The sequence below is a fragment of the Blautia sp. HA8986 genome, assembly GCF_056504635.1.
Genome location: NZ_JBWLUQ010000001.1, coordinates 2,369,861 through 2,382,039 on the forward strand (window position 1 = coordinate 2,369,861; position 12,179 = coordinate 2,382,039).

The window sequence follows — 12,179 nt, forward strand, 5'->3', positions numbered from 1 at the left end:
GACTATCTCTTATTCAAGGATCAAATCATAAAATCCCGGAACTGCTGCAGTGCTTCTAATCTGCCAGCACTGGCACAGCTCCGGGATTTCCGTTACAAACCCTCCCGATACACGCTGTTGATCGTAGCCTGGGCGTGTTCCAGCTCTTTCTTCCGGATGATGGCTTCCCGGTCACTTAAAATCGCCAGCATCTCATCGATCACATCCTCCACTCTGGGACTTGTCACCCTGTATAAATACCCCAGCATCCGTGTAGCTGTGTAATCGGTATTCATATGTTTATAGGCGATTTCCCGGCACAGTTCATCGGGATAGCCTTTGTCCTGAAGTGCTCTGTAAAGCTCATCTGTTCTTGTATCTGCCATATGCTCCTGAGATTCCTTTCCTGTTTTTATTATAATTTCATCAAGCGGATATTCGCGATCCACTTTCACTGGTTCCAGCCATATTCAGTACAATAAATCGGACATTTATCTTCCACTCTGCTGCATGATCACAAACGCGACCGCTTCACGATTTATCATCCTCATCCATGCCAGTTTCTTTATCAGTCTTATATATTCCCCGGATCCCCAGGATCAATGTTACGAAAATCCCTGCGATCAGTATCCACACCGGCCACATAGGTGCCGTTCCCAGATTACCGCTGATTCCGGCATAAAGACATACTCCAATGGATAACAGCTTGATCACAGACATCATTTTGGACGCGATCTCAAAAATACGCTCTCTGTTTTCCTCCGTCACCTCAACCGGATAATTCCACCACTGCGGAAATCTCTGGCAGAACATCAGAAGCGCCAGGATCAGCAGACCCAAAATCGGCTCCAGAAGAAGGCTGCCCTTCTTCCCATACCGGTCCGGGATCCCATGCGCATTAAAATGTATCGGCACCCTCTCCGGCAGATTTCCCCAGGTGGCTACAAGATACATCACGTACACTAGGATCATCAGAAAACAGATCACATCTGTAATATTCCGAAGTTTTTTCTCAGACATTATCTACTCTCCCTTCATCACAAAATAAACCCGTCTGTAAATCGAATACTCTCTTTTCTGTATTTTACACACAAATTACCTGCTTGTAAAAGTATTTTGCAAAAAATTACCTTACATAACAATATCTGTTAAGCATTAACGATTGCACACAAATTTTTTATATGATAAAATAGACATGTTGTCCAAAAACATATTTAAGAAAGGGAAAGAAATATGTTAGAAAAAATCTTCAAGCTGTCCGCAAACAAAACGGACGCCAAAACAGAGGTTCTGGCAGGTATCACCACCTTCATGACAATGGCGTATATCCTGGCAGTTAACCCAAACATCCTGTCCGCAACCGGCATGGATTCCGGAGCTGTATTCACAGCTACCGCACTGGCAGCCTTCCTTGGAACGCTGCTGATGGCGATCTTCGCCAACTACCCGTTCGCACTGGCACCCGGAATGGGTTTGAACGCATACTTTGCCTATACAGTTGTTATCGGTATGGGCTACAGCTGGGAGTATGCACTGACTGCAGTTTTTGCAGAAGGTATCGTATTTATTGTTCTTTCACTTACCAATGTACGTGAAGCGATCTTCAATGCGATCCCTCTGAACCTGAAATCCGCAGTCAGCGTTGGTATCGGTCTTTTCATCGCATTTGTAGGATTACAGAATGCCAATATCGTGATCGGCGGCTCCACTCTGCTGCAGCTTTTCTCTGTAGATGGCTACAACGCAGCCAAGGGTGTAGAGGCTTCCTTCAACAATGTGGGAATCACCGTTATCCTGGCTCTGATCGGTATCATCGTAACCGGTATCCTGGTTGTTAAGAATGTAAAGGGAAACATCCTCTGGGGTATCCTGATCACATGGGGACTTGGAATCATCTGTCAGTTCGCCGGACTTTATGTTCCGAACCCGGAGATTGGCTTCTACAGCCTGCTCCCGGATTTCAGCAACGGACTCTCTATCCCGAGCCTTGCTCCGATCTTTGCGAAGCTGCAGTTTGACGGAGTTTTCTCACTGGATTTCCTTGTTATCCTGTTTGCATTTTTATTTGTAGATCTTTTTGATACTCTTGGAACTCTCGTTGGTGTCTCTTCTAAAGCAGGCATGCTGGATGAAAATGGCAAGCTTCCTAACATCAAGGGCGCACTTCTTGCAGATGCAGTTGCAACAACTGCCGGTGCAGTTCTTGGTACATCCACAACCACTACCTTCGTAGAAAGTGCTTCCGGTGTATCCGAAGGCGGAAGAACCGGACTTACCGCAGTGACAACTGCCATCTTATTTGGCCTGTCCCTGTTCCTGTCTCCAATCTTCCTGGCGATCCCGTCCTTTGCCACAGCTCCGGCTCTGGTGATCGTCGGATTGTACATGCTCAGCAATGTTATTAGCATTGATTTCAGTGATATGTCCGAGGCGATCCCATGCTATGTATGTATCATCGCAATGCCGTTCTTCTACAGCATTTCCGAAGGTATCTCCATGGGAGTTATCACATACGTAGCCATCAACCTGATCACAGGTAAAGCAAAAGAAAAGAAGATCAGCGCTCTGATGTATGTACTGGCAGTGCTGTTTGTCCTGAAATATATTTTCCTGTAAAATATGGCAAAAAAATTCCCGGGAGTTTTGTCCCGGGATTTTTTTATTCCAGCAAAATATTCTTATTTCTTCGGCTGATACCGCATATTCGATACATTATAAACCGTGATAAACGCTTTCGGGTCCTCCTGGTTTATAAACTTCATCAGCTTCTGATATTCACCTTTATCTACGATGGTGATGATCTCACGGCGTTTTTCCATGTTGTAGGCACCGATGGCCTCATAGATCGTTGCACCGCTGTGCAGGTCGTGAATGATAAACTGCCTCAGCTCCTCTTCCTTTTTCGTGATAATGCAGACACGCCGTTTGATGTTATGGTCAAAAATAAAATGATCCAGAACGATCCCGTTAAAATACGTTCCCAGAATACTTAACACCACCGTCTTCTTATCATAGACAAGAGCCGCAGAAAGTGCCACGCACATACCGGAAAGAGACATGGCTTTTCCAAGTTCCATGTGGAGATACTTATTCATGATCTTCGCTACGATATCCAGTCCGCCTGAGGATGCATTCCGGTTAAAAAGAATGCTAAGTCCCACACTCACTACCAGAACATAACACAGAACATCCAGTTCCTGGCTATCTGTCATAGAACCGAAATTTGGAAAAATGATCTCAAACAATCCCAGAAACAACGGCAGCATTACACTGGTATAAACCGTCTTAACTCCAAACTCTCTTCCACAGGTAAAAAATCCAATGATCAGCAATACCACATTCAGAATCATGGTAATAGCCGACAGCTGCAGCGGCACAAAGTTGGAAAGCACGATTCCAAGACCGGAAATACTGCTGACCGACGTATGGCTTGGCACCAGGAAAAAATATACCGCTGCTGCGATGATCGCCACTGCTACAGTCAGGATCACCGTTTCTTTCACAATGTCAACATAATTCAGTTTCTTTTTCATGGCTTCAGATACTCTTCCCACTCTTTTTCTTTTGCGCCCACCAGAATTTTATCCTCCGCTACAAGAATCGGTCGTTTCACAAGCATCCCGTCTGTTGCAAGAAGTGCAAGCTGCTCTTCCTCGCTCATTTCCGGAAGTTTATCTTTCAGTTTCATCTCTTTATAAATATTTCCACTGGTATTGAAAAAACGCTTCAGCGGAAGACCGCTTATTTTCCACCAGGTTTTCAGTTCCTCTGCAGTCGGATTGTCAGTCTTAATATCGCGCAACGTATATTCCACGCCGCTCTCATCCAGCCATTTCCGGGCCTTTTTGCAGGTACTGCATTTCGGATAGCATACAAATAACATGTTGTGTCCCCCCTGTCTTATTTGTATTTTATTCTAACATAGATGATACTATTTTTCTATCCTATTATTCTGCCCAGAGCAACTTCGATTCCTGCTTCATCTCATCCGTAATTTTCCCCGCCGCTTCCAGTTCTCCTTTTGCTTCCAGTTCTGTCAACTCCAGGCTCTTCTTTTCGGCCTCTGCGCTCATGTAATATACCTCTTTCACAGTCTCCGGCGTGCTGTCATCTTCCGGTGATACTTCCTCTGTCTTTTTGGAAAAATCCTGAAGCAGCATGTCATCGCCTTTCAGTTCCAGAGTTCCTGCATATGGCGCGTCAATGGCGTAGACGAACTCTGTTTTTCCATCTTCTGTGTACTGTACTTTCATTCGATTGATGAGATTATTGGAAGAATACAAACTGTTATTTTTTACGTACATTCCGCTATTTTCCAGGGTCATGTATTTTTCGTTGAAATACCAGTGGTCGTAGCCTGCTGCCGCAGCGATGAGTGTCAGGATAACTGCCACTGCAGCTGTCAGCACTCTGCGTACCAGGAGTTTTTTCCTGATTTTTTTCAGTGCGGATATGCTTCCGGTATTTGCATTACTTTCAGTATTTTCCGTCCTACCAGCTCCACCTCCTGTTATGGAGGCTACAGATGATCTTATCCGGTCCTGCTCTTTTCCCTGCTCCTCTTTCATGATCTCATACATTTTTCTGCATTCCTGACAGGTTTTCATATGTTCATCCACCAGTACCTTGCTGTCTTCGCTTAAAATCCCATCTATATAAGATGGCATCAGATCCTGTATTACGTCACATGTGATCTTCATGTTCCAGCTCCTCTCTGATCTTTACTCTTGCGCGGTAATAAGTCACCCTCGCCCAGTTTTCACTTTTTCCAAAAAGCATTCCAATCTCACTAAACTTAAGCTCTCCGAATGTCCGTAGGGAAAAAACTTCTTTATACGGTTCCGAAAGACCATGCAGAACTTTATGGATCTCCATGGCCTGGCTTCGCTGTGCCAGTTTTTCTTCAAAAATTTCTCCTCCATGGCTTTCTGCTGTTTCCAGCTGCTCATCTCCGGAAAGCTGCTTTTTCTGCTTTTTCAGATGGTCGTATAACGTATTCTTTGCGATCTGGCAGAGCCATACCCGCACATCACAGTCACCACGGAACTGATCTGCTTTTTTCAGTGCCTTAAAAAACGTCTCCTGAGTCACTTCCTCAGCCAGCGGTCCATCCTGTGAGACAGAACAAATATACCGATATACAATATCGAAATATGTCCGGTAAAGTTCCTCTATGTTCATCGGTTTTCTTCTTTCCTCCCTTCTCATCTATAAGACGCTCCTGTTTTAAAAACATTACAGAAAATCTTTCAAAATTTTGCCGTTATTTTTATTCCGGCATTTCTTTTATCGTAAACGAAGGGGATGTAAAAAAACTCGATTGAGTTTTTTTACATCCCCTTTTTTCAGCTTCTGATAAAGCTTTATACTGCCCGGCCTCAGATTTCTTTTCCCTTTGTCGCAACCGCATGTACTACAAACGGTACAAACAATGTGATAAATGCCGCATAACCAAGGTATGCATAGCCCTTCTTGACAACTGTCATCAAACCAAACTGTGCAATAGCAAATGCCAGGAATGTAAAAATCGCTGTGAAAACTGCGTTTCTTCCAAGATGTCCCTGAGCTTTTTTTGCCGGGCTGTCCATACGGCGCTCCACTGCGTTTACACAACGTGTCACAATACCGGAGATCATATTTACTGCCGTGGAGATCGCTCCAAGGATGATCAGCAAAGAAATGACCGGTGTCAGGATACCGGCGCCTACACCGTTCTGGACAAGTACAAGCATCGGTACAGATGCAGATGCAAGCTCACCTACATATGCAATGGCAAGAAGTCCCAGAATAGAAAGCTCCATTGCGCAGAAGTTGCATACAAACATCCAGATCGCTGCTTTGTTGATCTGTTTTTCGTCCGTTACATCCTCCATGTGCTGGTACATAACAGAAACAGATGCCAGCTGGAAGAAGAAATAAAGGACTGCTGAATAAAGAGCCGGTCCAAAGGCTCCGCTCTCCGAGGAAAGTACAGTCATTTCTCCGGAGGACATAGTATGGATGGAAGCTGTGATATCTCCCCACTGTGCAATGATATTCGGAACAAGTACCAGTACAAGACCGATGATGATCAGCACACTTAAGGTAGAAGCACATTTTCTTACAACATTGGTTCCGAAAAGTGCGATCACAAAGATAAATGCTGCAATGATCAGTGTACAGAACCAGTATGGTATCCCAAACAATGTCTGCAGTGTGGAACCGCCGGTTGCAAAGGCTGCTGCAGATGCAGTTCCGATCATGATCAGGTAACAGATCTCATAGAGATTGGACATAACCGGTTTCGTTTTTCCGTAAAGACTGTCGGAAAAGCTTCTGTAATCGTAGGTTTTGTGTTTATAAGCATAGCGCATTCCATACCAGAAAAACAGTGCATACAATCCCTGTGTCACTGCCGGCAGGATCAGACACCAGATACCGTAGTTGATAAAGTACTGATAGATCTGCGCTCCTGATGCGAATCCGCCTCCGAACTGTGTGGTAAATGCTACGAACGCAAGTCCCATGGCCAGAGGCATTTTGCTTTGTAATGATTTATTCTGACTCATCTCTCTTTCCCCCATTTTTTATTTATTATATTCGATGACTTTTCCCGGATTCAGGATCAGTTTGTCATCAAAAGCCAGCTTGATGGCTTTATAAAGAGCGATCATTCTCGGTCCCGCAAATTCTTCCAGGAATTCAAGACGCCCGTTTCCGATACCATGCTCACCGGAAAGCTGTCCGCCCAGTTCCTTGGACAGTGCATAAAGCTCTACCAGACTTGCGTGAGTGGCTTCCTTCCACTCCTGATCGCTCATTTCCGGTCCACGGAGCATCTCTGTGTGGATGTTTCCGTCTCCGCAATGACCGCAGGGCTCTACACGGATGCCATGTGCACTTGCGATCTTTTTGGCTGCTTTTACATACTCGGCGATTCTTGCACGCGGAACAACTACGTCACATTCTTCCTGTGCTACAGAATCTGCTTTCATACCTTCCAGGATTCCGCCACGGACACTCCATACAGCTCCGGCACGTTCCGGCGTTCCTGCAATACAGCAGTCCAGAGCTCCGTTTGCAAGGGCCGCCTCTGCTGCTGCCTCTACTGCACTGTCCAGCTCCTGTTTGCTGGAAGCATCATACATAACGATCAGAACTGCTTCGCCCTGTTTTACCGGGAACATTTTGTTCAGATTACGTTCTACGATATCGATCAGTTCTCTTTCCAGAAACTCGATGGCTGTTGGCACAAACGGCAGCTCCAGAACCTTCGGGACCATGTCTGCACATTCCTCAAGACTCCTGAACGGCATTACAAGGGTGCAGGTGCAGGTCGGTGCAGGAAGAAGCTTCAGTGTTACCTGAGTCAGAATACATAAGGTCCCCTCCGAACCGATCACCAGATCTTTTACATCATATCCTGTTGTGTTCTTCACAACGTTGGATGAAAAATTCATGATGGAACCATCCGGCATAACTGCCTCGATACAGCGGACAAAATCTCTGGTCAGTCCATATCGTACCGCCTTCATACCTCCGGCATTTGTGATAACATTACCGCCGATGGAAGCTGTTTTTTCCCCTGGATCAGGCGGGTAAAAAAGTCCGCCTGCCGCTGCTGCCGCCTGGATATCAATGAGCAGTGCTCCCGGCTCAGCTGTGATGGTCTGGTTCTTTCTGTCGATCGGAAAGATCTTGTTCATGCGCATCACAGACAGCATGATACCGCCATATTTACAGGTTGCTCCACCTGCAAGTCCGGTTCCTGCGCCACGGCATACCACCGGGATATTTTCTTTATATGCGTAAGCCATGATGGCAGAAATCTCTTCTTTATTTAAAACCTCCACATAAAGCTCCGGAGGAAAAACTCCGTACTCCGGCATCTCATCACGATAATATTCTTTTGCGATCTCATCGCCGACCCATACACGATCTGAAGCAGTCACAGAACGGATGTAGTCAAAATCTTCTGAAGTCATTTTTTTATAGGGATATGCCATGACTTAATCCTCCTTCCGATTCTTTATCAGCTCTGTCAGCTCCGGTACGACCTGGTACAGATCGTCCACAATGCAGTAATCTGCAACATTAAAGATCTGTGCTTCCGGATCATTGTTGATCGCTACGATACAGTCAGATCCTGTCATGCAGGAGGTAAACTGGATGGCACCGGATACGCCGCAGGTGATGATCAGCTTCGGACGGACAGTTCTTCCTGAAAGTCCGATCTGATGTGCAACATCTCCGAATCCGTTTTCTACCATAGGACGGGTGAAGGCAAGCTGTCCGCCAAGAACCTCTGCCAGTTCCCGGCACATTTCCACATCCTTTTCATTCCGGACACCACGGCCTGCTACTACCAGAACATCCTCTTCCTCCAGGCTCTTTACCTTATCAATAACCCTTGATGAAAGAATTTTGATCCTGGAATCTGCCATTTTTTCATTTACCGGACATACGACCACCTGACCGTGAGGATTTTTTACCTTTTCTGCCTTGTCCATAACCTTATAACGGACAGTGGCAAACTGTGGCCGTGATTTGGTGATTCCGATCTGAGCCATGATGTTTCCGCCAAAAGCCGGTCTGATCTGGATCATATCGGTGTTGGAACGGATATCCAGTGTGGTACAGTCTGCAGTCAGTCCCGTATGGAATCTGGTGGAAAGCCTCGGCGCAAGGGAACGTCCCAGCGCAGTAGCTCCGATCAGCACAGAGCTTGGCTTGTTTGCTGCGATACAGTCTGCAACTGCGTCTGTGTAGCAGTCTGCACGGAAGCCCTCAAAACCTTCATGCTCATATACGTACACATTGTCCACGCCATATGGAAGTAGCTTTTCCGCATTTTCCTTTGTTCCTCTGCCTCCGACGATCACACAGTTAACCTGATAACTGACTTTGACAGCCATCTTTCTGGCTTCCCCGATCAGCTCAAAGGTAACCGGATGGATCTCACCTCTCTCCTGCTCCACATAGATAAGAAAGTTTTTCCATTTATCCTTGTCAAAGGATTTTGCCTTCTGCTCAAACCGGATGGCTTTCTCCGGGCAGTTACGAACGCAAAGCCCACACATACGACAGGCATCGCCTACAACAATTCCATTTCCCTCTATGGTGAGGGCCCCAAAAGGACATTTCTCCACGCATACTCCGCAGAGTACGCATTTGTTTATATCAAATTTTAAAAATTCCATGTTCCGCTTCCCCCTATATGATCTTCTTTCCGGTCAGGAGAGCAACAAGCTTATCTGCTTTTTCCTTTGCAGTTCCTTCCAGATAAACCTGTTTTTCGCTTTCCTCCGGTGCAAACATTTTTTCCACAGAGGTGGGGGAACCGATCAGACCGTAACGGCTCAGATCCTGATCCGGCATATCTTCAAAGCTTAAGATCCGTACCGGACGGTCTGCAGTTGCTCTCTTTAATAAGTAGGACGGCAGACGTGGCACGCAGGTATCCTTGTCAATGGTTAAAAGACATGGATACGGGATCTCGGAAACCTGGGAAACACTTACAAGATCCTGACGGACCTGAATGCTTTTTTCATTGACATCCATGATCTCTGCTACCCATGCAGCATGTGGAATGGTCAGATGCTCTGCAATGGCCGGTCCAACCTGAGCTGTATCTCCATCTGTGGTCTGTCTTCCGCAAATGATCAGATCTGCACCGCCGATCACCTGGATTCCCTGTGCCAGTGCATAGGAGGTTGCCAGAACATCCGCTCCCGCAAATTTTCGGTCTGAAAGGATCACACCTTCATCAGCTCCCATAGTATAGGCATCCCGGATCATCTCTTCTGCCTGAGATGGTCCCATGGTCAGAACTGTTACAGTTCCGCCTGTTTTTTCCCGGATCGCAAGAGCTGTTTCCAGTGCAAACAGATCATATGGATTGGTCCTTGTTTCACCGGACATTCGTTTCATGGCACCTGTTTCCGGATCGATATCAACCTTGGAAGTTGCCGGTACCTGTTTCATACATACAACGATCTTCATTTTCTATCTTCTTTCCTGTATTTTCACTTTTATTTTTCACTTTAAAGTTTTAAACAACTATATAAGTATAGCATTAACGTAGTGTGAAGTCGAGAGGGTTTTGGTGATTTTCACAAAAAAATATATAATTCGAGCAATTTTGTGGGCGGATATAGCTAAATCCAGCGGATTTTGGGCCATAAAACATTGGAATATCTGAAATGGGTGTTTATTTGCGCTCAATAATGAGATACTTATATATAAAAAAAGTCTGAATTCCATCTTACGTTTCTTTTACGTAAGCTGAAGTTCAGACTTTTTTTCGGTTTTATTTTTCTATTAACATAAGCATCCCGCTTATCAGGCTGTTTTCTTTGTCAGAAAAGATACAAATCTCACATGACGATCCAGCTCATCCCCTATTAATCCGATCACTTTTCCCATAGTAAAAGCCGCAAGGATCGTACCGATCCCAAGTCCGTCCAGATGACCAAAGATAATGCCTGTCATAAGTCCGGTTACTGCAAGACAGGTAACATCAAAGCTGACCTTAATTTGGGAATATTTGAATTTCGTGATATCCGAGAGTTCTCTCGGAAACAGATCGGTTGGGATGATCGGCAGACCGCACCGGTTGGAAAGAGCAATTCCAAAACAGATCAGAAGATAGCTGATCACAAAATAAAGCACTCTGAATCCCATTGCCGTCGGCAGTATATTGATCTCCGATTCATAGAGATCCAGCATCTCGCTGAATGCAAATCCCACAACAAAACTGAACAAATATGGTACCACAAATTTTTTCCGCGTGATCATCAGTGATAAGATCAGAAGTCCCTGAAAAATATACGTCCAGGTTCCAAGTGTAACATGTGGAAATACTTCCGAAAAAGCATAAGGCACACTTGATATCGCTGAAATGCCCGACCCGGAATAAAGCATAAGCACTACTCCCAGGCTGTTGATCAGGATCACGATTACCAGCGCCAGTTCTCCTCTGATCACCGGTAATTTTCTGTTACTTTGTAAATGACTGTCCTCCGCTGCTCCAGACATTTTAAAAAGCCTCCATTCTTTATGTGAAATATTTGATTATTTTTCTCATATAATTTAAGACTTTTTTCAGGAAAGTCAATGAGCCGGCAACAAATGCGGATAAAATATCTACATTCGCCACCGGCTCATATATTATTTTGCATAAAAAATATTTTTTATTTCTTCAGATAAAATTCCATGTATACAGGATCGTGATCGGAATAGGAATATCCGGTATTTACATTTTCATATTTTGTACATTCCACATTATCTGAAATAATAAATCCGTCCAGCGTCACGGTATACGTCTCACCGGGTACATATTCCATATCTGCGTTGCGGGCACTGTTCCAGAGATCTTTTTTTTCATCTTCGGACAGCTGATCCAGACAGAAGGAAAAATGCTCCGGGAGTTCTGGCCGCGGAAATGGGTAGGCCCAGGATTCAGGTTCTGCTTCCTCTGAATCGTCAGTATCTGCCTGCGTATCGCTGCTTTCGTTGGCTTCATCTGATTCTTTCGATTCTGCAGATTGCGTATCCGCAGCCTTCAGATCATGGTTGAAATCCCCACCGCAGATCACATAATTCCCAGCCTCATACTCTTTCTGCATATCTTCACTGAGCATCCGGATCTGGCCTTCCCGGATAGCATCGCTGTTTCCGTAAGCAGACATATGCAGTTCAAAGATCACCAGTTCTTTTCCGTTATCCACCGGCACCCTTGATCGTTTCCTTTACACTGTCCTTGCTTTTCGCCCAGGAGGATTTTTCGCCATCCATATAAAGAAGCTGAAATCCGGGGTATAGGCACCAAAACCGATATTATATGTAAGTGCGGAGTATTTTTCCCCGGTTGTAATGGCATCACCTAATGATGTGTTGTCTGAAATTGTCTCAACCTGCAGTTCCTGGTTGTCCTCGATGCGGTGGTAGCTGGCATAAAGATAGATAATGTACACCGCCAGGATCAGCACGATCGCAAGAATGATAATGACGATCACTTTCAGGATTTTCTTTGCTTTTGTGTTCATGGTTCACCTGCTTTCTTTATATCTGTTAATAACTCTTTTAACATATTTTTCCAATAAGCGGATAAAATCATCCGCATTCGCTGCTTGCTCATAACCGAATAACTTTTCCGCAGTTTATATAAAAAATATGTACGCCTAAGCCATTGCTTATATTTCTTCACAATTGTAGCAGTA

General features: G+C 45.0%; 14 protein-coding genes. 1 reads left to right on the forward strand and 13 read right to left on the reverse strand.

The genetic code is table 11. The annotated features are described in order from the left end of the window. Nucleotides 1–92: 92 nt before the first annotated feature. Both AC04Q4_RS10965 and AC04Q4_RS10970 read right to left on the reverse strand, forming a co-directional pair. Nucleotides 93–365, reverse strand: a complete 273-nt coding sequence (locus tag AC04Q4_RS10965; RefSeq protein WP_118512776.1) for a hypothetical protein — start codon at nucleotides 363–365, stop codon at nucleotides 93–95. A 145-nt stretch (nucleotides 366–510) separates the two neighbouring features. Next, complete coding sequence (locus AC04Q4_RS10970; protein WP_173738331.1) at nucleotides 511–999, reverse strand: DUF1648 domain-containing protein; 489 nt, start codon at nucleotides 997–999, stop codon at nucleotides 511–513. 213 nt (nucleotides 1,000–1,212) lie between these two features. Here AC04Q4_RS10970 and AC04Q4_RS10975 point away from each other — a divergent pair, with 213 nt between their 5' ends. Beyond that, nucleotides 1,213–2,595, forward strand: a complete 1,383-nt coding sequence (locus AC04Q4_RS10975; RefSeq protein WP_173738330.1) for an NCS2 family permease — start codon at nucleotides 1,213–1,215, stop codon at nucleotides 2,593–2,595. Between the two features lie 62 nt (nucleotides 2,596–2,657). Here AC04Q4_RS10975 and AC04Q4_RS10980 read toward each other — a convergent pair whose 3' ends face one another. From AC04Q4_RS10980 to AC04Q4_RS11030, 11 genes are all read right to left on the reverse strand, one after another. Next, a complete protein-coding gene (locus tag AC04Q4_RS10980; RefSeq protein WP_173738329.1) occupies nucleotides 2,658–3,512 on the reverse strand; it encodes a YitT family protein in 855 nt (284 codons plus the stop codon). Then, on the reverse strand, nucleotides 3,509–3,862 hold the full coding sequence (locus AC04Q4_RS10985; RefSeq protein WP_476388969.1) for a Spx/MgsR family RNA polymerase-binding regulatory protein: 354 nt from the start codon (nucleotides 3,860–3,862) through the stop codon (nucleotides 3,509–3,511). The genes AC04Q4_RS10980 and AC04Q4_RS10985 overlap by 4 nt, the downstream gene beginning before the upstream one ends. Before the next feature lie 64 nt (nucleotides 3,863–3,926). Next, a complete protein-coding gene (locus AC04Q4_RS10990; RefSeq protein WP_476388970.1) occupies nucleotides 3,927–4,679 on the reverse strand; it encodes a zf-HC2 domain-containing protein in 753 nt (250 codons plus the stop codon). Beyond that, the gene (locus tag AC04Q4_RS10995) at nucleotides 4,663–5,187 is read right to left on the reverse strand and encodes a sigma-70 family RNA polymerase sigma factor (protein WP_476388971.1); all 525 of its coding nucleotides are present in this window, start codon (nucleotides 5,185–5,187) and stop codon (nucleotides 4,663–4,665) included. The genes AC04Q4_RS10990 and AC04Q4_RS10995 overlap by 17 nt, the downstream gene beginning before the upstream one ends. Nucleotides 5,188–5,357: 170 nt before the next feature. Next, the gene (locus tag AC04Q4_RS11000; RefSeq protein ID WP_476388972.1) at nucleotides 5,358–6,527 is read right to left on the reverse strand and encodes a YkvI family membrane protein; all 1,170 of its coding nucleotides are present in this window, start codon (nucleotides 6,525–6,527) and stop codon (nucleotides 5,358–5,360) included. Between the two features lie 18 nt (nucleotides 6,528–6,545). Then, nucleotides 6,546–7,964, reverse strand: coding sequence for an FAD-binding oxidoreductase (locus AC04Q4_RS11005; RefSeq protein WP_021976221.1), 1,419 nt, complete (start codon nucleotides 7,962–7,964; stop codon nucleotides 6,546–6,548). 3 nt (nucleotides 7,965–7,967) lie between these two features. Next, nucleotides 7,968–9,158, reverse strand: coding sequence for an FAD-binding protein (locus tag AC04Q4_RS11010; RefSeq protein ID WP_476388973.1), 1,191 nt, complete (start codon nucleotides 9,156–9,158; stop codon nucleotides 7,968–7,970). 13 nt (nucleotides 9,159–9,171) lie between these two features. Then, nucleotides 9,172–9,960 (reverse strand): electron transfer flavoprotein subunit beta/FixA family protein, encoded by a 789-nt coding sequence (locus AC04Q4_RS11015; protein WP_476388974.1) that lies wholly within the window; start codon nucleotides 9,958–9,960, stop codon nucleotides 9,172–9,174. A gap of 339 nt (nucleotides 9,961–10,299) precedes the next feature. Then, a complete protein-coding gene (locus tag AC04Q4_RS11020; RefSeq protein WP_195456129.1) occupies nucleotides 10,300–10,995 on the reverse strand; it encodes a DUF6198 family protein in 696 nt (231 codons plus the stop codon). 155 nt (nucleotides 10,996–11,150) lie between these two features. Next, nucleotides 11,151–11,693 carry a hypothetical protein gene (locus AC04Q4_RS11025; protein ID WP_476388975.1) on the reverse strand — a complete coding sequence of 181 codons (543 nt, stop codon included), beginning with the start codon at nucleotides 11,691–11,693 and terminating at the stop codon, nucleotides 11,151–11,153. 15 nt (nucleotides 11,694–11,708) lie between these two features. After that, a complete protein-coding gene (locus tag AC04Q4_RS11030; RefSeq protein ID WP_347708324.1) occupies nucleotides 11,709–12,005 on the reverse strand; it encodes a hypothetical protein in 297 nt (98 codons plus the stop codon). Nucleotides 12,006–12,179: the final 174 nt, after the last annotated feature.

What these genes read in the sequence shown, in the direction of transcription:
- AC04Q4_RS10965 (WP_118512776.1), bottom strand. Translation starts at nt 365, where the DNA reads ATGGCAGATACAAGAACAGATGAGCTTTACAGAGCACTTCAGGACAAA.
- AC04Q4_RS10970 (WP_173738331.1), bottom strand. Translation starts at nt 999, where the DNA reads ATGTCTGAGAAAAAACTTCGGAATATTACAGATGTGATCTGTTTTCTG.
- AC04Q4_RS10975 (WP_173738330.1), top strand. Translation starts at nt 1,213, where the DNA reads ATGTTAGAAAAAATCTTCAAGCTGTCCGCAAACAAAACGGACGCCAAA.
- AC04Q4_RS10980 (WP_173738329.1), bottom strand. Translation starts at nt 3,512, where the DNA reads ATGAAAAAGAAACTGAATTATGTTGACATTGTGAAAGAAACGGTGATC.
- AC04Q4_RS10985 (WP_476388969.1), bottom strand. Translation starts at nt 3,862, where the DNA reads ATGTTATTTGTATGCTATCCGAAATGCAGTACCTGCAAAAAGGCCCGG.
- AC04Q4_RS10990 (WP_476388970.1), bottom strand. Translation starts at nt 4,679, where the DNA reads ATGAAGATCACATGTGACGTAATACAGGATCTGATGCCATCTTATATA.
- AC04Q4_RS10995 (WP_476388971.1), bottom strand. Translation starts at nt 5,187, where the DNA reads ATGAGAAGGGAGGAAAGAAGAAAACCGATGAACATAGAGGAACTTTAC.
- AC04Q4_RS11000 (WP_476388972.1), bottom strand. Translation starts at nt 6,527, where the DNA reads ATGAGTCAGAATAAATCATTACAAAGCAAAATGCCTCTGGCCATGGGA.
- AC04Q4_RS11005 (WP_021976221.1), bottom strand. Translation starts at nt 7,964, where the DNA reads ATGGCATATCCCTATAAAAAAATGACTTCAGAAGATTTTGACTACATC.
- AC04Q4_RS11010 (WP_476388973.1), bottom strand. Translation starts at nt 9,158, where the DNA reads ATGGAATTTTTAAAATTTGATATAAACAAATGCGTACTCTGCGGAGTA.
- AC04Q4_RS11015 (WP_476388974.1), bottom strand. Translation starts at nt 9,960, where the DNA reads ATGAAGATCGTTGTATGTATGAAACAGGTACCGGCAACTTCCAAGGTT.
- AC04Q4_RS11020 (WP_195456129.1), bottom strand. Translation starts at nt 10,995, where the DNA reads ATGTCTGGAGCAGCGGAGGACAGTCATTTACAAAGTAACAGAAAATTA.
- AC04Q4_RS11030 (WP_347708324.1), bottom strand. Translation starts at nt 12,005, where the DNA reads ATGAACACAAAAGCAAAGAAAATCCTGAAAGTGATCGTCATTATCATT.